25 protein-coding genes and 1 pseudogene are annotated in these 24,049 nt (G+C 73.7%); 14 read left to right on the top strand and 12 right to left on the bottom strand.

The window, feature by feature from the left end; translation table 11 throughout:
* The first annotated feature begins 140 nt into the window (after nt 1-140).
* Together ABD207_RS13520 and ABD207_RS13515 are read left to right on the top strand one after the other, a co-directional pair.
* Nucleotides 141-1,268, top strand: a complete 1,128-nt coding sequence (locus ABD207_RS13520) for an NADH:flavin oxidoreductase (protein ID WP_344012807.1) — start codon at nt 141-143, stop codon at nt 1,266-1,268.
* Nucleotides 1,269-1,402: 134 nt separating this feature from the next.
* Complete coding sequence (locus tag ABD207_RS13515; protein ID WP_344012806.1) at nt 1,403-2,956, top strand: carboxylesterase/lipase family protein; 1,554 nt, start codon at nt 1,403-1,405, stop codon at nt 2,954-2,956.
* Between the two features lie 27 nt (nt 2,957-2,983).
* Here ABD207_RS13515 and ABD207_RS13510 read toward each other — a convergent pair whose 3' ends face one another.
* Complete coding sequence (locus ABD207_RS13510; RefSeq protein ID WP_344012805.1) at nt 2,984-3,553, bottom strand: hypothetical protein; 570 nt, start codon at nt 3,551-3,553, stop codon at nt 2,984-2,986.
* A gap of 69 nt (nt 3,554-3,622) precedes the next feature.
* Between ABD207_RS13510 and ABD207_RS13505 the strand changes: the two genes are divergently transcribed.
* Nucleotides 3,623-4,060 (top strand): MmcQ/YjbR family DNA-binding protein, encoded by a 438-nt coding sequence (locus tag ABD207_RS13505; protein ID WP_344012803.1) that lies wholly within the window; start codon nt 3,623-3,625, stop codon nt 4,058-4,060.
* 169 nt (nt 4,061-4,229) lie between these two features.
* On the opposite strand, the gene murQ is transcribed toward ABD207_RS13505, so the two are convergent.
* Nucleotides 4,230-5,165, bottom strand: a complete 936-nt coding sequence (gene murQ, locus ABD207_RS13500) for an N-acetylmuramic acid 6-phosphate etherase (RefSeq protein ID WP_344012802.1) — start codon at nt 5,163-5,165, stop codon at nt 4,230-4,232.
* Between the two features lie 120 nt (nt 5,166-5,285).
* Complete coding sequence (locus tag ABD207_RS13495) at nt 5,286-6,233, bottom strand: MurR/RpiR family transcriptional regulator (protein WP_344012800.1); 948 nt, start codon at nt 6,231-6,233, stop codon at nt 5,286-5,288.
* A gap of 55 nt (nt 6,234-6,288) precedes the next feature.
* On the opposite strand from ABD207_RS13495, the gene ABD207_RS13490 reads away from it, so the two are divergent.
* Both ABD207_RS13490 and ABD207_RS13485 read left to right on the top strand, forming a co-directional pair.
* Nucleotides 6,289-6,720, top strand: a complete 432-nt coding sequence (locus tag ABD207_RS13490; RefSeq protein ID WP_344012798.1) for a hypothetical protein — start codon at nt 6,289-6,291, stop codon at nt 6,718-6,720.
* Nucleotides 6,717-7,025 carry a DUF4031 domain-containing protein gene (locus ABD207_RS13485; RefSeq protein ID WP_344012797.1) on the top strand — a complete coding sequence of 103 codons (309 nt, stop codon included), beginning with the start codon at nt 6,717-6,719 and terminating at the stop codon, nt 7,023-7,025. Before ABD207_RS13490 ends, ABD207_RS13485 begins: the two co-directional genes overlap by 4 nt.
* A gap of 138 nt (nt 7,026-7,163) precedes the next feature.
* Here ABD207_RS13485 and ABD207_RS13480 read toward each other — a convergent pair whose 3' ends face one another.
* Nucleotides 7,164-7,826 carry an HD domain-containing protein gene (locus ABD207_RS13480; protein ID WP_344012904.1) on the bottom strand — a complete coding sequence of 221 codons (663 nt, stop codon included), beginning with the start codon at nt 7,824-7,826 and terminating at the stop codon, nt 7,164-7,166.
* 174 nt (nt 7,827-8,000) lie between these two features.
* A pseudogene (locus ABD207_RS13475) lies at nt 8,001-8,369 on the bottom strand (ATP-binding protein); the annotation flags it as partial.
* A gap of 175 nt (nt 8,370-8,544) precedes the next feature.
* On the opposite strand from ABD207_RS13475, the gene ABD207_RS13470 reads away from it, so the two are divergent.
* The 4 genes from ABD207_RS13470 to ABD207_RS13455 all read left to right on the top strand — a co-directional run bounded on the left by ABD207_RS13470 (nt 8,545) and on the right by ABD207_RS13455 (nt 11,187).
* Nucleotides 8,545-9,387, top strand: coding sequence for a helix-turn-helix domain-containing protein (locus ABD207_RS13470; protein WP_344012796.1), 843 nt, complete (start codon nt 8,545-8,547; stop codon nt 9,385-9,387).
* Nucleotides 9,384-9,587: a DUF397 domain-containing protein gene (locus ABD207_RS13465; protein ID WP_343999057.1), complete on the top strand. Its 204-nt coding sequence runs from the start codon at nt 9,384-9,386 to the stop codon at nt 9,585-9,587. Before ABD207_RS13470 ends, ABD207_RS13465 begins: the two co-directional genes overlap by 4 nt.
* Before the next feature lie 138 nt (nt 9,588-9,725).
* Nucleotides 9,726-10,403, top strand: a complete 678-nt coding sequence (locus tag ABD207_RS13460) for a maleylpyruvate isomerase family mycothiol-dependent enzyme (RefSeq protein ID WP_344012794.1) — start codon at nt 9,726-9,728, stop codon at nt 10,401-10,403.
* Between the two features lie 94 nt (nt 10,404-10,497).
* Entirely contained in the window at nt 10,498-11,187 is a 690-nt protein-coding gene (locus ABD207_RS13455) for a copper homeostasis protein CutC (protein ID WP_344012792.1), read from the top strand.
* Nucleotides 11,188-11,364: 177 nt separating this feature from the next.
* Here ABD207_RS13455 and ABD207_RS13450 read toward each other — a convergent pair whose 3' ends face one another.
* Entirely contained in the window at nt 11,365-13,437 is a 2,073-nt protein-coding gene (locus ABD207_RS13450; protein ID WP_344012789.1) for a HelD family protein, read from the bottom strand.
* 268 nt (nt 13,438-13,705) lie between these two features.
* Here ABD207_RS13450 and ABD207_RS13445 point away from each other — a divergent pair, with 268 nt between their 5' ends.
* Both ABD207_RS13445 and ABD207_RS13440 read left to right on the top strand, forming a co-directional pair.
* Nucleotides 13,706-13,909: a hypothetical protein gene (locus ABD207_RS13445; RefSeq protein WP_344012787.1), complete on the top strand. Its 204-nt coding sequence runs from the start codon at nt 13,706-13,708 to the stop codon at nt 13,907-13,909.
* A gap of 168 nt (nt 13,910-14,077) precedes the next feature.
* A complete protein-coding gene (locus ABD207_RS13440; protein ID WP_344012785.1) occupies nt 14,078-14,386 on the top strand; it encodes a hypothetical protein in 309 nt (102 codons plus the stop codon).
* A gap of 19 nt (nt 14,387-14,405) precedes the next feature.
* Here ABD207_RS13440 and ABD207_RS13435 read toward each other — a convergent pair whose 3' ends face one another.
* The 3 genes from ABD207_RS13435 to ABD207_RS13425 form a co-directional block, all read right to left on the bottom strand.
* Complete coding sequence (locus tag ABD207_RS13435; protein WP_344012783.1) at nt 14,406-16,049, bottom strand: DNA repair helicase XPB; 1,644 nt, start codon at nt 16,047-16,049, stop codon at nt 14,406-14,408.
* Nucleotides 16,050-16,145: 96 nt separating this feature from the next.
* Nucleotides 16,146-16,277: a hypothetical protein gene (locus tag ABD207_RS13430; RefSeq protein WP_344012780.1), complete on the bottom strand. Its 132-nt coding sequence runs from the start codon at nt 16,275-16,277 to the stop codon at nt 16,146-16,148.
* A gap of 503 nt (nt 16,278-16,780) precedes the next feature.
* The gene (locus ABD207_RS13425) at nt 16,781-19,396 is read right to left on the bottom strand and encodes a helicase-associated domain-containing protein (protein ID WP_344012778.1); all 2,616 of its coding nucleotides are present in this window, start codon (nt 19,394-19,396) and stop codon (nt 16,781-16,783) included.
* Between the two features lie 119 nt (nt 19,397-19,515).
* Between ABD207_RS13425 and ABD207_RS13420 the strand changes: the two genes are divergently transcribed.
* Together ABD207_RS13420 and ABD207_RS13415 are read left to right on the top strand one after the other, a co-directional pair.
* Nucleotides 19,516-20,574: a hypothetical protein gene (locus ABD207_RS13420; protein ID WP_344012776.1), complete on the top strand. Its 1,059-nt coding sequence runs from the start codon at nt 19,516-19,518 to the stop codon at nt 20,572-20,574.
* Nucleotides 20,575-21,104: 530 nt separating this feature from the next.
* Nucleotides 21,105-21,761, top strand: coding sequence for an HAD family hydrolase (locus ABD207_RS13415; RefSeq protein WP_344012774.1), 657 nt, complete (start codon nt 21,105-21,107; stop codon nt 21,759-21,761).
* On the opposite strand, the gene ABD207_RS13410 is transcribed toward ABD207_RS13415, so the two are convergent.
* A complete protein-coding gene (locus ABD207_RS13410) occupies nt 21,740-21,988 on the bottom strand; it encodes a hypothetical protein (RefSeq protein ID WP_343999040.1) in 249 nt (82 codons plus the stop codon). The genes ABD207_RS13415 and ABD207_RS13410 overlap by 22 nt on opposite strands.
* Before the next feature lie 163 nt (nt 21,989-22,151).
* On the opposite strand from ABD207_RS13410, the gene ABD207_RS13405 reads away from it, so the two are divergent.
* Nucleotides 22,152-22,532: a cold-shock protein gene (locus tag ABD207_RS13405; protein ID WP_167996215.1), complete on the top strand. Its 381-nt coding sequence runs from the start codon at nt 22,152-22,154 to the stop codon at nt 22,530-22,532.
* A 26-nt stretch (nt 22,533-22,558) separates the two neighbouring features.
* Here the strand turns inward: ABD207_RS13405 and ABD207_RS13400 are convergent, their stop codons facing one another.
* Together ABD207_RS13400 and ABD207_RS13395 are read right to left on the bottom strand one after the other, a co-directional pair.
* On the bottom strand, nt 22,559-23,392 hold the full coding sequence (locus tag ABD207_RS13400) for a 1,4-dihydroxy-6-naphtoate synthase (protein WP_425580716.1): 834 nt from the start codon (nt 23,390-23,392) through the stop codon (nt 22,559-22,561).
* Between the two features lie 199 nt (nt 23,393-23,591).
* Nucleotides 23,592-24,049, bottom strand: a 458-nt coding sequence (locus ABD207_RS13395; RefSeq protein WP_344012773.1) for a futalosine hydrolase, incomplete at its 5' end; no start/stop codon positions are given.

Genomic DNA, 24,049 nt, shown 5'->3' with positions numbered 1-24,049 from the left:
GGGAGCGTCGCGGCGACGGGGGCTGTGGTTCGGATCACAAGCAGGGGCCGGAATGGCCGCCTCCCCGCGGTGGTTCTCCTTGGCGTGCGTTGAATGCATGCGCACATACCAAGCGGTACCTCCCCCGTCAAGGAGCCCTCGTGACCGTCACCATCGCCGACTCCGCCTCCCGGGCCGCCGACGTCCTGTCCCGTCCGGTGACCATCAACGGTCTCACCGTGCCGAACCGCATCGCCATGGCGCCGATGACCCGCATGTTCTCCCCGAACGGCATTCCCGGGGAGGACGTGGCCTCGTACTACGCCCGCCGCGCCGCCGCCGGTGTCGGGCTGATCATCACCGAGGGCACATATGTCGGCCACCCCTCCGCCGGGGGCAGCAGCCGGGTGCCCCGCTTCCACGGCGAGGAGCAGCTGGCGGGCTGGGCCAAGGTGGCCGAGGCGGTGCACGAGGCCGGCGGCCGGATCGTGCCGCAGCTGTGGCACATCGGCATGGTGCGCCAGGAGGGCCAGGGCCCGTTCCCCGAGGCGCCGGCCGTCGGACCCTCCGGGCTGCGGATCGACGGCACCGAGGGCGGCCGCACCATGACCAAGAAGGACATCGACGACGTCATCGCCGCCTTCGCCGAGGCCGCCGCCGCTGCCGAGCGCATCGGCTTCGACGGAGTCGAACTGCACGGCGCCCACGGCTACCTGATCGACCAGTTCCTGTGGTCCGGCACCAACCGCCGCACCGACGCCTACGGCGGCGACCCGGTCGCCCGCGCCACCTTCGCCGCCGAGATCGTCGCGGCCGTCCGGGAGGCGGTCTCGCCCGGCTTCCCGGTCATCTTCCGCTACTCGCAGTGGAAGCAGGAGGCCTACGACGCCCGGCTCGCCGAGACGCCGGAGGAGCTGGAGGCGATCCTCGCCCCGATCTCCGCCGCCGGTGTCGACGCCTTCCACGCCTCGCAGCGCCGCTACTGGGTGCCCGAGTTCGAGGGCGCCGACCTCAACCTGGCCGGCTGGACGAAGAAGCTCACTGGCAAGCCGGCCATCACCGTCGGATCGGTGGGCCTGGACGGGGAGTTCATCGAGGCGTTCCAGGGCGCGGGCGCGGCACTCGGCAGCATCGACAACCTGCTCGACCGCCTGGAGCGCGACGAGTTCGACGTGGTGGCCGTCGGCCGCGCACTGCTCCAGGACCCCAACTGGGCGGCCAAGGTGCTCTCCGGCCGGTTCGACGAGCTGACGCCGTACGACGCGGCCTCCCTGAAGACGCTGAGCTGACGCGTTCCGCTCGCGCGGACGGAGCGGGGCGGGCGTAGGGTCGTGCATGCAAGACCGACCGGTACGTATGAACGCCCCTGCCGCGAGGGGCACTTGCTCCCTCGCGCCGCCCCCCGCACGCGTGAGGAGAGCCGATGACGACGTCCCCGTCCCGTCCGCCGTCCGGTGACGCCGCCCGCCCCGAGCCCGTCGTACGGACCGCCGCCGGTGCCGTGCGCGGGCGGTACGAGGGCGGTCTGGCGGTGTTCCGCGGCATACCGTTCGCCGAACCGCCCGTCGGCGAGGCCCGGTTCGCCGCGCCCCGGCCGGTGCGCGGCTGGGACGGCGTGCGGGAGGCGTACGCCTTCGGGCCGCCGCCCCCGCAGGACGCGGCGCTGCAGGGGCGGGCCGTCGTGGACAGCCTGCCCACCGGCGACGACTGGCTGACCGTCAACGTCTGGACGCCCGAACCCGGTCCGGCCGCCCGCCGGCCGGTCATGGTGTGGATCTACGGCGGCTCCTTCCGGCTGGGCCACTCCGGCAGCCCCGGCTACGACGCCCGGCGGATCGCACGGGACGGCGACGTCGTCGTGGTCACCCTCAACTACCGCCTGGGGATGGAGGGGTTCGCCCACATCGAGGGGGCGCCCGCCAACCGGGGACTGCTGGACCAGGTGGCCGCGCTGGAGTGGGTGCGGGACAACATCGCGGCGTTCGGCGGCGACCCCGGGCAGGTCACCGTGTTCGGGGAATCGGCGGGCGCCGGGTCGATCGCGGCGCTGCTGGCGATGCCCCGCGCGGCGGGACTGTTCCGGCGGGCGATCGCGCAGAGCGTGCCCGGCACGTACTTCTCCGACGCCCTCGCCCGCGACCTCGGTGCCGCGCTCGCCGCCGAGGTCGGTCTGCGGCCGACGGTGGCGGACCTGTCGGCGGTGGACCCGCGCAAGCTGACGGCCGCCGGGGAGACGCTGGGCCCGAAGATGCCCCGCTCCGTGGACCGCTGGGGGGAGGCCGCGCCCACCCTGACCCCGTACGCGCCCGTCGTCGACGGCGAGGTGCTGCCGACCACGCCCTGGCAGGCGCTCGCCGAGGGCTCCGCCCGGGACGTGGAGCTGGTCACCGGGCACAACCGCGAGGAGTTCCGCCTCTTCATCGCCCTGGGCGGCCGGCTCGGGCAGATCACCGCCGAGCAGGCGGACCGCGCCCTGCACATGTACGCCCCCGGCCCCGGCGGAGCCGACGCCTACCGCGCCGCCTTCCCGGACGCCTCGCCGGGCGAGCTGTACGAGCGGGTGCAGACCGACTGGGTGTTCGCCATGCCCACCCTGAAGCTGGCCGAGGCGCATCTGGCCGGCGGCGGACGGGCGCACCTCTACGAACTCACCTGGCCGGCACCTGGCCTGGACGGCGCGCTCGGCGCCTGCCACGGCCTGGACATCCCGCTGCTCTTCGGCACCTTCGAGGCCGACCTGGGGATGCTGATGTTCGCCGGGGCGCAGCCCGGTGAGGACGCGAAGGCGCTGTCGTCCCGGTTCCGGGCCGCCTGGACGGCGTTCGCCCGCACCGGTGACCCGGGCTGGCCCGCCTACGACACCGAGCGGCGGCTGGTGCAGGTGCTGGACACCGAGCCGCGCGTCGAGCCCTGCCCGGAGGAGGCCTCCCGCCGCCTGTGGGCGGACTACGAGTTCAGGCCCCTGCCACTGCTCTGAGACCGGCCCCTGTGCCCTCCTCGGGGCCTACAGCCCGCCCATCGGCTCGATGTCGGTCCGCACGGGGGTGCCCCACACGCGCAGCACCTCGTAGTCGGTGAACTCGTGGACCAGCCGGTAGGCCGTGGCGGGCCGGGGGCCGCGGCGCTGGGCCGCGAGGTACAGCTCGGCCTCGCGGCGGTCCCGGCGCGGCGTGCCGCACAGCTGCCAGGCCTGGCCGTTCCACGCCTCCGGCAGCCACCGCTGCTGCGGCTGCGGGCGGTCGCCGCGCACGCCGTAGCGGGACGGGGCCGGATCGGGCGACCGGTACTGCGGGGCGGGGCCGGCGTACTCGGCGCGGCGGGCGGCGCGGCGCCGGGTCTCGCACAGCAGGCACAGGTCCGGGGCGCTCTCGTCGACCGGACCGGTGGGGTGCTCGGGGCAGCGGGTGCGGGGCACCTCGGTGGTGACGGTCTCGTCCAGCAGCTCCAAGGCACGCTTGAGGTCCGCCCTCACCTCGTGCAGCCGGGCGTCCGGGGTGTCGGCGGAGAGCGCCTCACCGTGCTCGCCGAGCACCCGCAGGGCCCGGCCCAGTGCGGTGAGCTGCGCGTGGTTCATGGTGGTGTCTCCGTGGTCGGGTTCGCTTCAGTATCGCGTCCGCCCCGATCGGTGCGGAACACTGCCCGGATGACCACACTGGCTCATCTGCGCACCTACGCCCTGGCTCTCCCCGAGGCGGAGGAGGGCACCCACTTCGGCATGGTCGCCTTCTCGGTGCGGGGCAAGGGCTTCGTCTCGGTGACGAAGGACGGCCAGGTGCAGCTGAACCTGCCCGAGGACGAGACCGAGGCCGCCCTGGCGGCGCATCCGGCCGGTGAGCGCATCGTCCGGGCCGGGAAGACGATCGGTTTCCGCGTTCCGCCGGCCGACATCGACGGCCAGGCCCTGAACGCCCTGGTGCGGGCCGCCTGGGCCGGCCGGGCGCCCAAGAGGCTCGCGGCGGAGCTCGCCGCCTCCGAGGCCCCCTTCGAGACCGCCTCCGAGGCCGGGGCGGGCGAGTCCGGTTGCGACCTGCCCGCCGGCATCGGACGGCGGCGACGCGGGCCCTGCTCGGTGCGGGACTGACCACGCTGGACGACGTGGCCCGGCACACCGCGGACGAGCTGCCGGCCCTGCACGGCGTCGGCCCGAAGGCGGTGCGCGTCCTCACCGGGGCGCTGCAGCGGCAGGGCAGCCCGCTGCGCGGGTGACGGCCGGTGCGTGACTCGGGGAAGCCGAGCGGAGGTCCGGGTGCTCAGCTCCCCGCGGCCGCCAGGGCCGCCCGCAGGTGGCCCTGGGCGTCCTTGAGGAGGCGGGCGGCCGTCGCGGCGTCGACGCCGGTGAGGAGGGTGAGGATCGCGGGCTTGACCTCGCCGTCGGTGGCGGCCAGGGCGCTCTCGATCGCGGCGTCCTCCGCTCCGGTGGCGAGGGCGACGATGCGATGGGAGCGGGCGCGCAGCTTGGCGTTGGAGGCGCGGACGTCGACCATCAGGTTCCCGTAGGTCTTGCCCAGGCGGATCATGGTGATCGTCGACAGCATGTTGAGCACCAGCTTCTGGGCGGTGCCGGCCTTCAGACGGGTGGAGCCGGTGAGGAGCTCCGGGCCCACCACGACCTCGATGCCGTGCTCGGCCGCCGCCGCCAGCGCGCTGCCCGCGTTGCAGGACAGGCCCACCGTGAGCGCGCCCCGGGCGCGGGCCCAGGTGACGGCGCCGACGGCGTACGGGGTGCGGCCGGAGGCGGAGATGCCGACCACCGTGTCGTCGGCGGTGAGATCCAGTGCGGCCAGGTCCGCCTCGGCCAGCTCCCGCGAGTCCTCGGCGCCCTCGACGGAGGTGACCACGGCGTCGGGGCCGCCGGCGATGAGCCCGACGACCTGACCGGGGGCGGTGTTGAAGGTGGGCGGGCACTCGGAGGCGTCCAGCACGCCCAGCCGGCCGGCCGTGCCGGCGCCGGCGTAGATCAGGCGTCCGCCGTGCGCCATCCGGTCGGCGATGGCGTCGATCGCGGCGGCGATCTCGGGCAGCCGCTCGGCCACGGCGGCCGGCACGGTGGCGTCCTCGCCGTTCATCAGGCGGGCGATCTCGAGGGTGGGCAGCCGGTCGATGCCGGCCAGCTCCGGCCGGTAGGCCTCGGTGGTGAGGGATGCCAGCTCCGTGCGGACATCACGCGGGTCGGATGCAGAGGTCATGGGCGGGGCGGCTCTTTCGGGTCTCTTCTCGGCGGGGGCGGTGCGACATCCCAGGGGGCGCGGGGACCTGCCCGGCCGGCCCCCACCCGTACGCGGCTCACCACGGCGTCCCGGACACCCCTAGGGACCCTTGCGGCCGGCCCGGTGCCGGTGCGCCAGCGCCTCGTACGAGGCGGACAGCGCCGGCGCCGCCGACTCGTACGTCCGCTGCGCCACCCCGACGAACAGGCAGTCCACCACCAGCAGCTGGCCCGTGCGCGAGGACATCGCCGCCGGGCGCAGTTCGCTCTCCCGCGCCGTGGAGGTGGTCAGCACATGATCGGCGTACTGGGTGACCGGGCTGTCCGGCCGCCCGGTGATCGCCACCGTGGTCGCCCCGCGCTCGAAGGCGACCCGGAGCGGTTCGATGACGTCGCCGGTGGAACCGGAGTGGGTGATCGCGATGGCCACGTCACCCGAGCGCAGCTGCACCGCGTTGGTGACGGCGAGGTGCGGGTCGCTGTGGGCGTGGGCGATGAGCCCTATGCGCAGCAGCTTCTGGGTGAGGTCCTGGGCGACCAGCCCGGAGGCGCCGACGCCGTAGACGTCGGTCCGGCCCGCCGAGGCGAGCGCGGTGACGGCGGCGCCCAGCTGCACGGTGTCCAGCCCGGCCGCGGTGTCGGCCAGGGTCTGCTGCTCGTCGTAGGCGAGCTTGGCGACCACGTCGGCGATCGGGTCGTCCACCGCGATGTCGGTGGTGATGGCGGGCGCCCGGCCCGACTGCTGCTGGGCGGCGAGCCCGGCCAGGGCCAGGCGCAGATCGCGGTAGCCGGGGTAGCCCAGCAGGCGGGCGGTGCGCACGACGGTGGCCTCGCTGGTGCCGGTGAGCTCGGCGAGGCCGGTGACCGTGAGCGCCGCGCAGCCCGCCGGGTCGTTCGCGACGGCCTCCGCGACCCGCTGCATGGAGCGGGTCATCGACGGGGCCAGCGTGCGTACCTTGGCCGCGAGGGCGGCGGGCGCGGGCGGTGCTGAGGCGGAACCGCCGGGGCCGCGCTCAGTCGCGAAAATTTCCTTCACTTCACTGGTCACAGATGAAAGATATTTTCGGCTCTGTGGTGCGGTCAAGAGCGCGCACAATAGGGACATGACCCCCTCCGACCCGCACGGTACTTCGGGCGACGCCTCTCCCGCTGCCCACGTCAGCCCCTTGGAACAGGCGCTGCACGCGGCGCGCGCCCTGGTGCTCGCGGATCTGGTGGCGCGCGAGGTGGCCGAGGCGGACGTGGTCTCCCTGGTCGAGGAGTCCGTGGCCCAGCGCCGCTGGTGGGTCGAGCAGTGGCCGGAGGGCTCCGCCTATCTCGCCGGCCTGGTCGCCCAGGACGTGCAGGACGCCCTGCTGGAGCGGTACGGCCGCTGGCCGCTGTGCCCGGTGTGCGGCTCCGGCGCCCCGCACGCACTGGAGGTGGAACCGGAGCTCGGACCCGACCCGCACTGGGTGTGCACCAAGGCCGGCGTGAAGGTCGCGGCGGTCGGCGCGCTGGGCGCGGCGACGGGCGGCGGGGCGGCCGAGTCGTGACGCTCTACATCGACCCGCCCACCTGGCCGGGCCACGGCCGCCTCTGGTCGCATCTGGTCAGCGACCACTCCTACGAGGAACTCCACGCCTTCGCCGAGCGGCTCGGCGTCCCGCGCCGCGCCTTCGAGCGCGACCACTACGACATCCCCCGCCAGCGGTACGCCGACGCCGTGCGCGCCGGGGCGCGGGAGGTGAGCAGCCGCGAGGTGGTGCGGCTGCTGCACGCGGCTGGGCTGCGCCGGCGCAAGGGGGCCGTCTGGCCGGGCGGTTCACGTGACGTCCAGCCGGGCAGCTTGGGGAACTAGCAGAAGGGGCGATTCGCTGAACCTCCAGCCGAGCGGCCCGAGGAACTCGCAGCCGGCGGGTTCGCTGCGCTGAACCTCAGCTGACCTGTTCGCGGAACTCGTAGGTGAGGCGGGCGGAGTCGACCGACCGGACGAAGGCTACGAGGACGGCGGCACCGGCTGCGACAGCATTTCCAGCTCCCCGCGCATGTTGTGGCGGGCGGTGGCCTCCCAGTGCTCCCGGCCGTAGGGCGTGCGGAACAGGCGCGGCAGATCGAGGAGTTGACGCAGAACCGCGGCCCGGCCCTCGCGGAAGGCGTCCGCGGGCACGAAGTGGTACTCCTCGCGGACGGCCGCCGTGTAGTGGGCGTACGCCGAAGGCGGCGAGCCCAGGATCGCCAGGTCGGCGTCGCAGAGCACCTGCCCGTCGCGGTCGCCGTCGGCGGGATCGTGCGTGACGGTGAGCCGGACCAGCCGGGCCACCTCGGCGACCTTGTCCCCCGGCACCTCGGCCTCGGGCAGCGCCCGCTCGGCCAGCCGCGCCGACCGCTCCTCGTTCTCCGACCGCTCCGGCAGATACACCGCGTCGTGGAACCAGGCCGCCAGCCGCACCACGTCGGGGTCGTCGGCGTACGCCTGCAGCTCGTCGACGTGGTCCAGCACCGCGGTGAGATGCGCGACCGTGTGATAGTGCCGCCGCGGCTCCTGCCAGCGCCTGAGCAGATGGTCGGCGTAGGGCCCGGGGTCGGGACCCCCGGCGCCGCCGCGGGCACTTTCGAGGGCGCGGGCGAATCGGGCACGCAGGGCGTCGAGATCGGCCATGCGGTCCATTGTTCCCGCTGCGCGGGTATCCGTCGTTCCGGCCGCGCCGATCGCCGTCAGCAGCCGGGTAGCGGGCGGTGCACCGGCCGGATGGGCCGATCCTCGTACACGACGCCGCACCTGCTCCAGCATCGGTGGGGTGCTGCGGAGATCCACCTCGGCTCGCACCACCTTCCCCGGACCGCCGCCCTCCTGCGGCTCGACGGACAGCCGGCTCGCGAGGCTGGTCACCAGCCACAGGCCACGGCCCGCTTCCGCCTCGGGATTCCCGGGCGCGCACGGCCGGGCAGGCGGCAAGCGGTCGCCTCTGGTGTCGGTGACCTCGACACGTACCCGATCGCGGGCGGCGGTCAGCGTCAGGCGCAGGTGGAAGTCGCGGCCGGGGTCACGGCCGTGCGTCACGGCGTTCGCGACGAGTTCCGCCACCACCGAGGTCACCGTCTCGTTCACGTCCGAGTCGTACGGGAAGCCCCAGGCGTCCAGGCGATGGGAGGCGAGCCGCCGGGCCAGGCGGGCCCCGCGCGGCGTGGAGGTGAAGGCCATGGCGAACTGCGGCTCGGGGCCGGTGAGTTGCCCCGTCTTCCCGAACGAGGGAATTTCGGTCGTCATGCCGGTGAGCTTGGTGGCCCACACCTACGGTGACCAGTGACGAGCCCCTTACACAGCGTCGCTGTGGGGGTGTTGCGCGTGGCTGTCGGGGCAGGGAAGGGGACGGTCGATGGTGCAGATCACAGGGCAGCCGGCAGTGCGGGAAGCGGATCCCGCCGATGAACTTCTGCGGTGCTTCGGCCGGCAGACGAAGATCCTCCGCGAGCGGGCCGGGCTCACCCAGGCCGCACTTGCCGAGCGGATCGGGTACAGCGAGGCGCAGATCGCCGCGATCGAGCAGGGGCGCCGCATTCCACGGCCGGAGACCATCGACCGGCTCGACGGCCTGCTGGACGGCAACGGGCTGTTGACCGCCATGAAGCGGGCCGTGGCGCTTACGCGGTATCCGGCCTTCTTCCGTGACGCCGCGCGTATCGAGGAGGAGGCCGTCGAGTTCCACGCGTACGCGGTGCTCGCCGTGCCGGGTCTGCTGCAGACCGAGGAGTATGCGCGGACCATGTTCACCGTACGTCGGCCCCGGCGGCGCGAGGACGAGATCGAGGAGATGGTGGCGGCACGGCTGGCCCGTCACAGGATCTACGAGCGCAAGCCCGCGCCGACGCTGAGCTTCGTGATCGAGGAGTCCGTGCTGGAGCGGCCGTTCGGCGGGGTGGACGTGCTGCGCGGTCAGCTGGAGCACATCCGGCTGGTCGCGGAGAACCCCCATGTCGAGATCCAGGTCATGCCGACCCGGGTCGTCGATCACGCGGGCGCGGACGGGCCCTTCACGCTGATGACGCCGGACGGCGGAGAACAGGTCGCGTATGTCGAGAGTCAGGGCAACGGGCGCGTGATCACCAAGCGGGAAAGCGTACGCGGCTTCGCGGTGCGGTATGGAATCCTGCGGGCGCAGGCGTTGTCCCCTGCCGAATCCGTGCGTCACATCGAGAAGTTGCTGCAAGGAGACCTATGAACACCGAGCAGTCCCAGGCACAGCAGCTCCACTGGTTCAAGTCCAGCTACAGCGGTGGCGAGGGCGGCGAGTGCATCGAGGTCGCCGCTCTCCCCCACTCCGTCCGCGTCCGCGACTCCAAGGACACCGGACGGGGCTCCTTCGCCGTGTCTCCTGCTTCCTGGTCCGCCTTCGTCGACCACACCGGTCGCCGTCACTGACCGGAAACAGGCGGCGATCTTGGCGTGACGGCCGCCCGTCGGCTGCACCAGGTCCTCGGGCCGCTCCTTCGGGGCGGCCCGAGTGCCGTGTCGCGAGGTGTCCCTGCCAGGGGAATCGAGCCGCACTAGCGTGGGGGCATGACGACTCCTGCGGATGTGCAGAACGTACGTGACCCCGAGCTGCCCGGGCGGCTGCTGGCCGTGGAACGGGACGCGCTGATCCCCCTGCTGCGCAGCAGGGCGGAGGAGGACTTCGCGCTGCCGGTGGCGGCGTGCCCCGCGTGGACGGTGCGGGATGTGCTGGCGCACTGTTCGGCCGCGCTGACCCGGGTGGTGGAGAACCGCTTCGAGAAGGGGGCCTTCTCGCCCGAGTCCAACGACCGGGACATCGCCGAGCGGGCCGGGTGGAGCAACGCCCAGGTCGTGGACGAGCTGGAGCGCGGGATGACCGAGGCGGGCCCGGCGATCGCCAAGGCGGGCGGTGCGCTGGATCTGATCGCGCTGGGCGAGTGGGTGCACGCCGGTGATGTGCGCGTGGCCTTCGGCGAGCCCGGCGCGTACGGGGGCGCGGGACTGCCGTACGCGCTGGCGCTGCTGGCGCAGGCGACCACGGAGCGGGGCCATGTGCCGCTCCACGCCGACCTCGACGACGCGGACGAGCCGCTGCGGCTCGGGGACGCGACGGGGCAGCGGCCGCCGGCCCGGTTCATCGGGGACGGCTCGACGCTGGTGCGCCTGTACGCGGGGCGGCCGGTGGACCGGCCCTACGAGCTGGCCGGGGTGGAGGCGGCGGAGCTGAACATCCTCGGTGACTGATCGGGTGAGGGGCGTAGTCTAGATTGGACTAGACCTCTCGGGCCCTGTGGCCCGGAGCCGCCCGTAGCCGCCCGACGCCGAGGAATGGGGTCCCATGAGCAAGCGTGCAGTCCTGGAGGTGATCGCCCTCGACGTCGAGGACGCGGTCGCCGCCCAGGCCGGAGGTGCGGACCGCCTCGAGCTGGTCACCGACATGGCGGCGGACGGGCTCACGCCCTCGCCCCGGACGGTGGCCGCGATCCGCCGGGCGGTCGACCTCCCCCTGCGGGTGATGCTGCGGCTGGCGGACGGCTTCGCCGCGGGGGACGTGGGCCGGCTGGCCGGGGTCGCGGAGGAGATGCGGGCGGCCGGCGCCGAGGAGTTCGTGCTGGGCTTCCTGCACGCCGACGGGACTGTGGACCTGGACGCGGTGGAACGGGTCGTCGGTGCGCTGGACGGGTGCAGGTGGACCTTCCACCGGGCCATCGACCGGGCCGCGGACCGGGACGCGCTGCGCAAGCAGCTGGACGGGCTGCCGGGACTCGACACCTACCTGACTGCCGGGGCGGCGGACGGGGTGGACGCGGGCCTGCCGACGTTGGTGAGGGAAGCGGGGCTGAGGGGAGAGCCCGGGTACGAGCAGCAGCTCCTTGTGGGCGGCGGCCTGCGCCTCGATCACGTGCCGGCGCTGCGGGGGGCCGGGATCGAGGCGTTCCATATCGGCGGAGCCGCCCGGCCGGAGGGGTGGCGCGGTCCGGTCTCCGCGGAGGCGGTTGCCAGGTGGAGGGAAGTTCTGGACGGGTGAGAGGGGGGCGGGTTTCTGCGCGTTGCCGGGTGCGGGTGGGTGGTGGCTGGTCGCGCCCGCGCGGCGGAGCCGCACATTGATACGGCCCCGCGCCCCTTTAGGGAGTTGCTGTTCCGCTCGTAGCCCCTGAGGGAGTTGCCGTTCCGCTCGTACGGTCCGTGGATGCGGGGGAGTTGATCAATCCGTCAGCTGCTCCGGCAGGGGTGCGGTGTGGGTGATGATCAGGCCGGAGACCGCACGGGTGAGGGACACGTAGAGGCGGCGGAGGCCGGTGGGTTCGTCGGGCTCGGCGTCGATCACGGCCGCCGGTTCGTCGAGGACGACGTAGTCGTATTCCAGGCCTTTCGCCAGGGAGGCGGGGACCAGGGTCAGGCGGGTGCCCTCCGTGGTCTCCTCGCCCGGGGCCAGGTGCGGCAGGCCCGCCGCCGCGAGGGCCTCGGCCAGCTGCGGGATCCGGGGGTCGGCGGCGATCAGGCCCACGGAGCCCTCGTTCTCCAGCAATTCCTCGCAGGCGGAGACGACTTGGGACGTCTGCGTGATGCTGCGGATCTCGAAGAGGCCCGGGTTCTCGCGGATGGAGGTCACCGGGGTCAGGCCCGGGGCGATGTGCGGGAGCAGGCGGGAGGCGTAGGTGATGACGTCCGTGGGGACGCGGAAACCGGCCGTGAGTTCCTCGATCGCCGCGTCCGGCTTGCCCAGGTGGGCCAGGGCCTCCTGCCAGCTGCGGGTCGCCCACGGGGTGGTGCCCTGTGCCAGGTCTCCGAGGACGGTGGCCGAACCGGTGGAGCAGCGGCGCCCGACCGCCCGGTACTGCATGGGGGAGAGGTCCTGCGCCTCGTCGAGGACGACATGGCCGAGGGACGGGGTGCGCTGGATCAGATCGGCCGCCTCGTCGATCAGTACGGCGTCCGCCGCGGTCCACTTCGCCGACTTCACCGACCGCGCGGGCTTTGGCCACAGGATCGCCTTCCGCTCGTCCTCCTCGAGCAGTCCGGCGGAGTGCTCGGCCAGGAACTCCGCGTCGCCGAGCAGGCGCATCACCAGCTTCGCCGGGTCGACCTGCGGCCAGATCGCCTTCACCGCCGCCTTCACCGCGCTGTTGCGGGCCACCGCGTCCTGCACCCGGTCGTCCGGCGCCTCCCCGGCCCGCTCCATCTGCACCAGCACGGCATGCGCGATGCGCTGCGGCAGCGCATCCCGGGCGGCGCCGTAGCGGATGTCCCGCTCCAGCAACTGCCGGACGATCTCCTCGAGTTCGTACGCCGGGACGCGCCAGCGGCGGGAGCCGCGGACCACGACCACCGGTTCCGTGGGCATGGTGACGTGGGAGTAGAGGGCCCGGCGCAGGACCTCGGCCATGCGCGCGTCGCCCTTGACGGTCGCCGCCCGCGTGTCGTCGGTGGCGCGCACCTCGACGTGGGCGACCAGGTCGTCCACCGTGGCCTGCGCGACGGTCAGCTCGCCCAGTGCGGGCAGCACCTGCTCGATGTAGTGCAGGAAGGAGCGGTTGGGGCCGACGACCAGGGTGCCCGTGCGGGCCAGGCGCTCGCGGTGCGCGTAGAGGAGGTAGGCGATCCGGTGCAGGCCGACGGCGGTCTTGCCGGTGCCGGGACCGCCCTGCACGCAGACGCTGCCCGCCAGGCCGGACCGCACGATCTCGTCCTGCTCGGGCTGGATGGTGGCGACGATGTCCCGCATCGGGCCCACGCGCGGGCGCTCGATCTCCTGCTGGAGCAGCCTGCTGGTCCGCGCCGCCTCCGCCGGGTCCGACAGATGCTCGTCCTCGTAGGCGGTGAGCTCGCCGCCGGTGTAGCCGAAGCGGCGGCGCAGCGCGATGTCCATCGGGTCCTTCTTGGACGCCCGGTAGAACGGCTGGGACACCGGCGCACGCCAGTCGATCACCATCGGGTCGCCGTCCGCGTCGTGCACATGGCGGCGCCCGATGTAGAAGGACTCGCCCTGCGCGCCCTCCGCCTTCTCGACGCCGGGGGCGTGCAGATAGTCGAGGCGGCCGAAGAACAGCGGGGTGTCGCTGAGGTCGGCGAGCGCCTTGATGCGCTGCTCGATCTGGCGCTGGAGGACTTGGGCGTTGACCCAGTTCGCGGTGACGTCGCTGATGTCGAGGGCCTCGACGTCCTCCCGCATCGCGCGCAGGGCGGCACGGGACGCGGCGAGATGGGCGCGCTCACGGGACAGGGGGTCGGCGCTGGACAAGGGGGTGCCTCCGAAGGACCTGTGCGAGGTGGGCATGCGAGATGCCGGCCGGTTTCCGTCCGGTCGGCGGCACTCCGTGAAGGGGAGGCGGGCAAGGGCGGTGATTTTAGGACGGAGCGGGGCGGGCGCCCAATGAATTTCCGGCGCCCTCCGGCACACTTGGCCCGGCCGACCCCTAGGGGGCGTGTCCGTCCGGCGGCGGGAGGCGGGCGCTGTCCGCCGGCCGGGAGATGTACACGCGGGCCTCGGGAATGGGGCCTTCGGACCGATGCTCCAGGGGCGCCGGCGGAGTCACCATGGAGACATGAGTGCAGCAGCCATCCACCCAGCCACCCCACCGGGCCGGCCACCGGCCGGCGCGACCCCGCTACGAGGCGAACACCACCACCCGCTCGGCGACGCCCTGCGTGCCGTCAAGGTCTTCCTGCGCGCCGCCTTCGACGTCATCGTCCTCGGCGAGTACGCCGAGGAGGCCGGCGTCCGCCGCAAGGACCCCACCCGCTCCTGAGCACACCGTTACATGAGTACTCCCACCCCCTCCGACTGAGTACCCCGACCGGTGCGCGGGCGCCGGCTGTGCGGCTTCACTGCCGGTATGAGCCATTCGAGCCCTCACCCGATCACTCCGAACCCCGCAGTCCTGCTCCCGGCGGCCGACCACGATCGCCGAGCCCGGGTGGCGCCGGCCGTCGCGACCGCGCTGTTGTTCTTCCTCGGCCCAGCCGCGCTGTTCTTCGGAGGGCTCTCTCCCATGGCGACGGACGCCTGCGGCCCCGACAACTGCTCGCAGGCGCTCATGACCCGGCTGACCCTGATCGACGGCGCGATGTTCTACGGCGGTCTGCTGACCCTCGGGGCGTGGGTCACCTCGTGGGTGCTGCCCTGGACGCACCGCTGGTCGATGTGGCGGGCGCTGGTGGCGGCCCTGTCGCTGATGCCGTCCCTGTTCGTGCTGATGCTGGTGATGAGCCTGCCGCAGGGGTAGGACGCCGGAGCGCGGACGCTCAGCTCTCCGCGAGGAGTTCGTCCGCGTCCATGATCCGGTAGGCGTAGCCCTGTTCGGCGAGGAAGCGCTGGCGGTGGGCGGCGAAGTCCTGGTCGATGGTGTCGCGGGCGACCACCGAGTAGAAGTGCGCCTGATGGCCGTCCGCCTTGGGGCGCAGCACGCGGCCGAGCCGCTGGGCCTCCTCCTGGCGGGAGCCGAAGGTGCCCGAGACCTGGATGGCGACCGTCGCCTCGGGCAGGTCGATGGAGAAGTTCGCCACCTTCGACACGACCAGGACGTTGATCTCGCCCTTCCGGAACGCGTCGAACAGCTTCTCCCGCTGCGCGTTGGACGTCTCACCCTTGATCACCGGCGCGCCCAGGTGCTCGCCGAGCTCGTCGAGCTGGTCGATGTACTGGCCGATCACGAGGATCTGCTGGCCCTCGAACCGCCGGACGATCGCCTCGGCGACCTTCCGCTTGGTGTCCGTGGTGGCGCAGAAGCGGTACTTCTCCTCGACCTCGGCGGTGGCGTAGGCGAGCCGCTCGGAGTCGGTGAGGTTGACGCGGACCTCCACGCAGTCGGCGGGCGCGATGTAGCCCTGCGCCTCGATCTCCTTCCACGGCGCGTCGAACCGCTTGGGGCCGATGAGCGAGAAGACGTCCGACTCGCGGCCGTCCTCACGCACCAGCGTGGCGGTCAGGCCCAGCCGGCGCCGGGCCTGGAGGTCGGCGGTGAACTTGAAGACGGGCGCGGGCAGCAGATGCACCTCGTCGTAGACGATCAGACCCCAGTCCCGGGAGTCGAACAGCTCCAGGTGCGGGTAGACACCCTTCCGCTTGGTGGTCAGTACCTGGTACGTGGCGATGGTGACGGGACGGATCTCCTTCTTCGTCCCGCTGTACTCGCCGATCTCGTCCTCGGTGAGCGAGGTGCGCCGCACCAGCTCGTGCTTCCACTGGCGGGCCGAGACGGTGTTGGTGACCAGGATCAGCGTGGTCGACTTCGCCTGCGCCATCGCACCGGCCCCGACCAGGGTCTTGCCCGCGCCGCAGGGCAGCACGACGACACCGCTGCCGCCGTGCCAGAAGTTCTCCACCGCCTGCTTCTGGTAGGGCCGGAGCTTCCAGCCCTCCTCGCGCAGCTCGATCGGGTGCGCCTCACCGTCGACGTACCCGGCGAGGTCCTCGGCGGGCCAGCCCAGCTTCAGCAGCACCTGCTTGATCTGCCCGCGCTCCGAAGGGTGCACGGCGACCGTGTCCGGGTCGATCCGGGCGCCGACCAGCGGGGCGATCCGCTTGGAGCGCAGCACCTCCTCCAGGACCGGCCGGTCGGTGGTGGTGAGGACCAGCCCGTGCGCCGGGTGCTTGACCAGGCTGAGCCGGCCGTAGCGGTCCATGGTCTCGGCGATGTCGACCAGCAGCGCGTGCGGCACCGGGTAGCGGCTGTACTGCACCAGCGCGTCGACGACCTGCTCGGCGTCATGGCCCGCCGCCCGCGCGTTCCACAGGCCCAGCGGGGTCACCCGGTAGGTGTGGATGTGCTCCGGGGCCCGCTCGAGTTCGGCGAACGGCGCGATGGCGCGACGGCAGTCGTCGGCCTGCTCGTGGTCGACCTCGAGGAGCAGGGTCTTGTCGGACTGGACGATCAGCGGACCATTCACGCGCGGCTGCCTTTCTGCGACGGGCTCGGCACGGGCACACACGGCCAAACGTCCAGTCTGCCTGATCGTCCGCCCGCCGGGGCCGGAGCGGGCGAGCTACTTCAGCGCGGGCAGCGTGAGGTTGTTCACCAGCGGTCCCTCGACCTGGACGCCCTCGGTGACCAGCGGCTCCCCGCCGGTGACGGGCAGGGGCAGCGGCAGCCGGGGCGAGCCCGGCGAGCAGGACACAGGCGGTGGCGGTGCCGAGGGCGAGCGCGAGAGCGAGCGGGAGACGCACGGGCGGCCTTTCGCTTGTCGCCGGAAACCTTGCACGGGGACGGGCCGGTCCCGGGGACAGGGACCGGCCCGCGAGAACGAGAACGGAGTAGGCGTCTGAGCGCGTCAGAGAGTCACGCCACCGCCGAGGTCGATGCCGACCGCCGCCGCGTCCGCGGCCAGGGCGCCGAGCAGCGCCACGGTGGAGGTCAGTACGGCAGCGACCCGACGAACGGCACGTCGCATGGGGACTTCCTTCCTGTTGCACACGAACGGGGCCCGGCTGATCCCCGGTCGGCTCATCCCGGCCCGTTCAGGGACACCCGGTGGCTGCCCCGCGGCCGGCGCCGGAATGCGGACACGCCCCCAAGCTCGCCCGGTCGTTGGAAGTCTCCGGCGTGGCGTGCATGAAGTCCGCCGTACACCCGTAGGTGTGAGGCCCGCCGGGGTGTCAGGCGGGCATACGGCGGACCCGGTCAGTCGTCCTCGGCCAGCTCCGCCACGCCCGTGATCCGGTGCAGCGGGTACGTCCGCACCTCGTCGGCGGTGTGGTCGTACGCCGTGACGAAGCCGCCCTCGACGCGGATCGGGGCGATGACGCGCTGGCTGGCGGCGCCCTCGGCGTTGACGTAGCCGATCCACAGCGCCTCGCCGGTGAGGACGGCCGCCTGCATGGCGGCGAGGGTCTCGGCGGCCGTCGTGCGCGGCAGCCCGCCGCTGCCGCTGCCGCCGCCCCCGGAGCCGTCCGGGGCGATCTGCTTGCGCGGCGTCGTGGAGGCGCGGTCACCGGCGCGGATGGCGCGGATCGCGGCCGTCAGCAGCGTGTCGTCGGGGACGGGAGGCCCCTCCGGCACCGGCTCGGGGGCCGAGCGCGGCGGGGTGCGGTAGGCGTGGGCGCGGCTGATCAGCACATCGCCCTCCGCCGATTCGGCGGCCGGCGCGAACCCCATCGCGCGCAGCCCCTCCAGCAGCGCGGCCGGGTCCGTCTGCGCCGCGAGGACGGTCGGCGCCAGCCGGCGCAGGCCCAGGCCGGCGGCCCTCCGGTCGGCGAGGATCTCGTTCAGCATCGCGTCGTCGTCGCACCGGACGTACGCCGAGGCGGCGCCGACCCGCAGCTGCCCGTGCCGCCGGGCCACGTCGTCGATCAGGTACGTCAGCGGCTGCGGCACCGGGGTGCGGGAGTGCTCGGCGAGGAAGGCGTGCAGATCGGCGGCGGTCTGCCCGGCGTCCAGCGCGCGCCGCACCGAGCCCGGCGTGAACCGGTAGACGGTCGCACCGCCCTTGGACTCCACGTCCGCCAGCACGCCCAGCATGTCGGCCAGCGGCCGCTGCAGCGGCCCCGGCGCGACCGCCGTCAGGTCGGCCTGGAGCAGTACATGGTCCAGCGGCTCGGGCAGCTGGGGCGCGAGCAGCCGGGCGGCGGCAGCGGAGGCGGCGGCCTGCTCGGCCGGCGGCAGGGGCGTGAGCGGCGGGGCGGGCCGGTGATGCACCGGCAGCTTGTCGCCGGGGCCCTCCGGCTCGGCCTCCGGCTCCGGTGGCGCGGGCGCGCCGATCAGCGCCCGCCCGTGCGCGGACAGCGCCCCGCGCCCGGTGATCCCCAGCAGTTCCGCCTCGGAGAGGGTCCAGCGGGCGATGCGGGTGCGCAGGTCGTCGCCCGTGTCGCCCCCGGTGTTCTGCCCGCCGCGGCTGTTCTGCCCGCCGCCGCTGTTCTGCCCGCCGCGCAGCGGCCGCTCCCAGTGCAGGCGCGCCAGGACCGACTCCGGGACCGGCGCGGCACCCGCCGGGAGCCCGGCCAGCAGGGCCAGCACCCGGTGGCGCACCTCCGGGGCGGCCGAGCGGTCGAGGCCCGGGCCGAGCGCGGACAGCGCGCGGTCCTTCGCGTCCCGGCCGCCGACCAGCCCGGAGACGCGGGTCGCCGTCAGCCAGGCGGTCGCCAGGCGGGCCCAGCGCTCGGCGGCGGGCTGCTCGCGCCACTCGTCATAGGCCGGGGTCGCCGCGTACCGCTCGTCCGCCTCCCCGTCGGAGGCGATCAGCCCCGCCGCGTACGCCAGCTCCACCCAGAACGCGGCGACCGGCTCCGGCACGTCCAGGGCGACGGCGGTGCGCTTGAGGTCCCGCACGCTCAGGCCCCCGGCCCGCAGCACCGAGGGGCCGCCCTCGTCCCAGTCCTTCAGCAGCTCCTCGACGGTGGCCAGCGCGGTGTACGCCTGGGCGGCCGCCGCCGCGTCCACAACCTGTGGACGGTGCGCCGCCGCGGTCTCCACCGGCGGCGGCACCGGCTCCGGCGTCCGGTGCGCGCGGCCGCCGCGCAGATGCAGCGCCACCTCGCGGGGCAGCACGACCGTGCCGGGCGCGGTCGGCAGCAGCAGCCCCCGGTCCAGCAGCCAGCGCAGCCTGGGCGCCGGGTCGGCGGTGACCTGCCCGTACGGCGGGCCCCACACCAGCCGTTCCAGCACCTGGAGCGACTCGGCCGGCGCCCCGGCGAGCAGCGCCGCCATCCGCCGGCGGTCGGTGAACAGCTCGGTCAGCGCGGCCACCGCGGACACCGAGTCGTGGGTGGACGGCAGCCCCACGGCCGCGAGGATCTCCTGGATGCGCCCCGGCGACATCCCGGCGGTGGCCTCCTGCACGGTCGGCCCCAGACCGGTCGGGGACGGATGCTGCGGCGACGGGGACAGCAGCTCACGGGCGGTGCGCACCAGCCGCAGCCGGTCGTCGCCGCCCCACACCAGCGCCTGCTCGCGCAGCGTGCCCAGCGCGTGCGGCAGCGCGGCGGCGACCGCCGGGTCACCCTCGTCGCCCGCCATCAGGCCGAGCAGTTCCTCGTACGTCGCCGGGTCCGGGGCCACGGCGAGCGCCTCCGCGGTCTGCAGCGCGAACCGGTCCAGCCGCTCCAGCGCGCGCACCACCGAGGCGCGGGTCCCGGCGCGGGTGGCCAGCTGGGTCAGGTCGGTCGGCACGGGCGTGATGAGGTCCGGCCTGCTGCGCAGCAGCGCGGCCAGGGAGGCGTCGTCCCGCCCCCTGAGCGCCTCCGCCAGGGAACGGGGGGCCGCGGCCGACGAGGCCGGCACGGGCTTGTCCTCGGTGCTCATCCGACTCACGGTAGCGGGTGGCCACGCCGCGGGGGGCCCGGGAGTTGGGTCGGCCGGTGCGACTCGCGATACGGTCGTGCGACCGGGTGTCCCAACACTTCAGCCCCGGAGGGGACTTCGTGGGTATCGAGAGTGACCAGGTCGTCTACGAGTATCTGAGCCGGGTCGGCGACGTGGCGCAGCAGCGGCAGTTGCCGTCGGCGGACCGCATGCGGCTGGTCGCCCGGCTGCGGGACGAGATCGACCGGCGGCGCGCCAGGGCGGTCGTCGACTCACCGGCAGCCGTCCGCCGGATCATCTCCCGCCTGGGGACGCCGGACGAGGTGGTGACGGCGGCGTCCGAGGGGGCGCAGGGTTCTCCGGCGCCGGCCGCTCCGGCGCCGCGGGCGGCGGTGCCGCTGCAGCGGGACGGTGAGCGAGGTGAGCGGGGCGAGCGGGGCAGGGTCGGCAAGGGCGTACTCCGGAAGGTCATCCCCCGCACCCGCCCCGCGGACCAGCCGGACGGCGGTACGGAGGCGGCCTCTTCCACTGCGGCCGCGACCCCGGCCGCTCGGGAGCGAACGGACGGACCCTCCCCGCCCCACCGGGCCGGCATGGACGAGATGGGGGACACGTCGCGGCCCGACTGGTGGCAGGTGGACCGCGGTCCGCTCGGGGTGGGCGACGAGGTGCCCGGATTCACCGGCGGAATCGAGATCCCCGAACTCCTCAGGCCGCCGCAGCCGAGGCAGACGGAGGAGAAGCGGGCGGAGCCGGAGACCGAGGGCGAGCTCGAGGCCGAGGCCGAGGTCGAGACTGAGAGGACCCGGCGCCGTAGCCTGCGCCTGCTCTCCCGTCAACGCAGCTGGCAGAACCCCATGCTCCTGCTCGCCGCCGGGCTGCTGGTCGCGGGGACGGTGCTGGGGAATCTCTTCGTCCTGCTCTTCGGCTGGCTGATCGCGTACGCCTCGCGGCGGCTGACCCCGGCGGAGGTCAAGTGGGCGGTCGTCATCCTGCCGGGCCTGGCGCTCACGTCGGGCGTGGTGTGGCTGTGGGGCCGGACCAACCGCGGCTGGGGCGATCCGATCGCCGAGGGCGCGATGAACGAGGCGATCGCCGAGACCTGGCCCTGGGTCGTCCGGGGCGCCGCCCTCGCCTCCGCGGTCTTCCTCGTCTGGCGCTCCCAGCGCCGCAGGTGAACCGGGTTTTTGCCGGCCGGGGGTGACTGGTGCAACCCGACGCCTCAGGTGACCGGGTTCTTGCGGACCGGGGGCAGGTGGCGCGACCCGGCGCCACCGCGTCACCGCCCGCGCCCACCCGTGCCGCCCTGCGGCACGACTGCCCGCGGATGGGCGGGCCAGTCCACCCGCCGACTCCACTTCGCCGGCGGCACGCCGCCCGGTTGGGCGAGGCCGGCCGTCCTCCCGTCGACGTCACGGCACCCCTCGCTGCCTACTGCCCTGCGGGGTGACGCGAGCGCCCGCCGTTGGCCGGCTGAGCGGACCGTGGCGGCGACGGTCCGACTCGGCCTCCGCGGCCATGCGTGCCGCCTGGGGCGATGGGGGTCCCCCGCTCGAGCGAAGCCGAGAGTGGGGGAGGGTGGGCGCGGGCGGTACCCCGTTGGCGCCGGGGTGCGCCGCCTGCCCCCGGCCTGCACGCGCGCCGGGCGGCCTCGCAATCGGGCCCGGCCGTCGGAAGGCGACGCGTACCGCCCTGGACAATGGCACCCATGGCTTCCACCGACGTGAACGTCTCCCCGCCCGGTCCCACCGTGGGATTCGATCTCGACATGACCCTGATCGACTCCCGGCCAGGGATCCGCGCCTGCTACGTCGCGCTGGCGGAACGCACCGGCACCCGTATCGACGCCGACCTCGCCGTCACCCGCCTGGGCCCGCCCCTGACGGAGGAGATGGCGAACTGGTTCCCCGCCGAGCAGGTGGAGGAGATGGCGGCGATGTACCGGGCCATGTACCCGGCGTACGCGATCGAGCCCACGCTCGCCCTGACCGGCGCCCGTGAGGCGATCACCGCCGTGCAGGAGGCCGGCGGCCGCGCCCTCGTCGTCACGGCCAAGCACGAGCCGAACGCCAAGCTGCACCTGGAGCACCTCGGCCTCGAGCCGGACGCCGTGATAGGCGACCTGTGGGCCGAGCAGAAGGCCGTCGCCCTGCGCGAGCACGGCGCGTGCGTCTATGTGGGTGATCACGTGGGAGACGTGCGCGGAGCCCGGGCCGCCGGCGCGGTCTCCGTGGCGGTCGCCACCGGGCCCTGCGACCCCGACGAGCTCCGCGCGGCCGGCGCGGACGTAGTACTACCGGATCTGAAAGAATTTCCCCGGTGGTTTTCGGACTACTGCTCCGGCTACCGTCCCGCCCGGGCCTGACGCCGCCCCGCCGCGACCGAGCGCAGAACCCCCGCGCCTGCCATCAGGAATCCGACCGCCATGAGCATGCTCAATCCGAACATGTACGTCGGAAAGGGCTCCGTTCCGAGGAACAGCGGGGCCACCGTGACCAGTGTGGCCACAGCGCCGATGAAGAAGACGATGGCACCGGCACGGACCAGACCGTCACCGGGCGCGGCGGAATTCGCTTGGGTTTTGTCACGCACCCGACCAGGGTAGTTCCCAGCGCGTAGGGAACAACCGGGTGACGTCTTGTCACCGGCCTGAAGACCATTAGCCTTGGTACCGGCGGGTCACCAGGCCCGCCCGAGTGCTATCAAGAGCCGTTTCAGAAGCAGTTTTCCGACGAGTACGAGGACGAGGACAGACGTGCCTACCGGCAAGGTCAAGTGGTTCAACAGCGAGAAGGGCTTCGGCTTTCTCTCCCGTGACGACGGCGGCGACGTCTTCGTGCATTCCTCGGTCCTCCCCGCCGGAGTCGAGACACTCAAGCCGGGGCAGCGCGTGGAGTTCGGCGTGGTCGCCGGGCAGCGGGGTGACCAGGCCCTGTCCCTGACGCTCCTGGAGACCCCGTCGGTCGCGGCGGCCCAGCGCAAGAAGCCCGACGAGCTGGCCTCCATCGTCCAGGACCTGACGACGCTCCTGGAGAACATCACCCCGATGCTGGAGCGGGGCCGCTACCCCGACAAGGCGGCCGGCAAGAAGATCGCCGGCCTGCTGCGCGCCGTCGCCGACCAGCTGGACGTCTGAGGCCGGGCCCCGAGCCGGGGCCCGGCCTACGGGAAGCGCAGGGCGTCCGGGCCGAGGGGCGGGACCAGTCCCTCGGCCGCCGCACGGGTGAGCAGCCCCCGCACGGCGGCGTAGCCGTCCTCGCCGAGCGCGGCGGTGAATTCGTTCACATACAGCCCGATGTGCTGGTCGGCGACGGCCGGGTCCATCTCCTGGGCGTGCTCCATCACGTACGGGCGGGAGGCGGCGGGGTCGTCCCAGGCCATCCGGACCGAGGTGCGGATGGCGTCGGCGAGCCGCGTCAGCGCCTCCGCGCCCAGCGACCGCCTGGCGATGATCGCGCCCAGCGGGATCGGCAGCCCGGTGGTGTGCTCCCAGTGCTCGCCCATGTCGGCGAGCTTGTGCAGGCCGTAGTTCTGGTAGGTGAAGCGCGCCTCGTGGATGACGAGCCCCGCGCGGACCTTGCCGTCCCGCACGGCCGGCATGATCTCGTGGAACGGCATCACCACGATCCGGCCCACCCCGTCCGGCAGCACGTCCGCCGCCCACAGCCGGAACAGCAGATACGCCGTCGACTTCTCGCTCGGCACGGCGACGGTGCCGCCCGCGAGGTCCGCCCCCGGCTCCCGGGTCAGCACCAGCGGCCCGCAGCCGCGGCCCAGCGCGCCTCCGCAGGGCAGCAGGGCGTAGTCGTCCAGGACGTACGGCAGCACCGCGTAGGACACCTTCAGCACGTCGGACTCGCCGCGCTCGGCCATGCCGTTGGTGATGTCGATGTCGGCGAAGGTGACGTCCAGCTCTGGCGCGCCGGGGACGCGGCCGTGGGCGAGGGCGTCGAAGACGAAGGTGTCGTTGGGGCAGGGCGAGTACGCGATCCGCAGCCGCTGCCGCTCGTGCTGCTCACCGCTTGTGCGGGGCCGCTCGTGCTGCTCACCGCTTGTGCGGGGTCGCTCGTGCTGCTCACCGCTTGTGCGGGGTCGCTCGTGCTGCTCACCGCTTGTGCGGGGTCGCTCGTGCTGCTCACCGCTTGTGCGGGGCCGCTCGTGCTGCTCACCGCTCGTGCACTGCCGCTGGTGCTGTTCACTGCTCATGCGGGTTCCAACTCTGCAGGACGGGCGCGAGCTTCCCGAAGCCCTCGGTGAGGGCGCTCAGGGCGTCGCCGATGCGCCAGGCGGCGCGGTCGCGCGGGCCGACGGGGTTCGACACCGCCCGCAGCTCCAGCACCGGCACGCCGTGCGCGGCGGCGGCCTCCGCGACCCCGAAGCCCTCCATCGCCTCGGCCAGCGCCCGCGGGTGGCGGGAGCGCAGCTCGTCGGCGCGGGCGGCGGTGCCGGTCACCGTGGAGACGGTCAGGACGGTGCCGGTGAGCGCGCCGGTCGCGGCGGCGGCGTCGCGCACCAGGGCGGCCGGCGGGCGGTGGGTGACGGTCCCGAAGCCGAGGCCGGTCACCGGCACGAAGCCCTCGGCGGTCTCGGCGCCCAGGTCGGCGGCGGTGATCTCGTCGGCGAGGACGAGGGAGCCGAGGGGCGCCCGCGGGG

The organism is Streptomyces thermospinosisporus (assembly GCF_039526425.1).
In the GTDB taxonomy this organism is placed as follows: domain Bacteria; phylum Actinomycetota; class Actinomycetes; order Streptomycetales; family Streptomycetaceae; genus Streptomyces; species Streptomyces thermocarboxydovorans.
Note: the sequence above shows the minus strand (reverse complement) of the source record. Positions and strands in the feature narration are given on the sequence as shown.

Excerpts from the sequence above, each read along its gene's own strand:
- ABD207_RS13465 (WP_343999057.1), top strand. The coding sequence starts at position 9,384 with ATGAACACCGAGCAGTCCCAGGCACAGCAGCTCCACTGGTTCAAGTCC.
- ABD207_RS13470 (WP_344012796.1), top strand. The coding sequence starts at position 8,545 with ATGGTGCAGATCACAGGGCAGCCGGCAGTGCGGGAAGCGGATCCCGCC.
- ABD207_RS13515 (WP_344012806.1), top strand. The coding sequence starts at position 1,403 with ATGACGACGTCCCCGTCCCGTCCGCCGTCCGGTGACGCCGCCCGCCCC.
- ABD207_RS13460 (WP_344012794.1), top strand. The coding sequence starts at position 9,726 with ATGACGACTCCTGCGGATGTGCAGAACGTACGTGACCCCGAGCTGCCC.
- ABD207_RS13505 (WP_344012803.1), top strand. The coding sequence starts at position 3,623 with ATGACCACACTGGCTCATCTGCGCACCTACGCCCTGGCTCTCCCCGAG.
- ABD207_RS13415 (WP_344012774.1), top strand. The coding sequence starts at position 21,105 with ATGGCTTCCACCGACGTGAACGTCTCCCCGCCCGGTCCCACCGTGGGA.
- ABD207_RS13445 (WP_344012787.1), top strand. The coding sequence starts at position 13,706 with ATGAGTGCAGCAGCCATCCACCCAGCCACCCCACCGGGCCGGCCACCG.
- ABD207_RS13425 (WP_344012778.1), bottom strand. The coding sequence starts at position 19,396 with ATGAGCACCGAGGACAAGCCCGTGCCGGCCTCGTCGGCCGCGGCCCCC.
- ABD207_RS13480 (WP_344012904.1), bottom strand. The coding sequence starts at position 7,826 with ATGGCCGATCTCGACGCCCTGCGTGCCCGATTCGCCCGCGCCCTCGAA.
- ABD207_RS13455 (WP_344012792.1), top strand. The coding sequence starts at position 10,498 with ATGAGCAAGCGTGCAGTCCTGGAGGTGATCGCCCTCGACGTCGAGGAC.
- ABD207_RS13450 (WP_344012789.1), bottom strand. The coding sequence starts at position 13,437 with ATGCCCACCTCGCACAGGTCCTTCGGAGGCACCCCCTTGTCCAGCGCC.
- ABD207_RS13510 (WP_344012805.1), bottom strand. The coding sequence starts at position 3,553 with ATGAACCACGCGCAGCTCACCGCACTGGGCCGGGCCCTGCGGGTGCTC.
- ABD207_RS13490 (WP_344012798.1), top strand. The coding sequence starts at position 6,289 with ATGACCCCCTCCGACCCGCACGGTACTTCGGGCGACGCCTCTCCCGCT.
- murQ (WP_344012802.1), bottom strand. The coding sequence starts at position 5,165 with ATGACCTCTGCATCCGACCCGCGTGATGTCCGCACGGAGCTGGCATCC.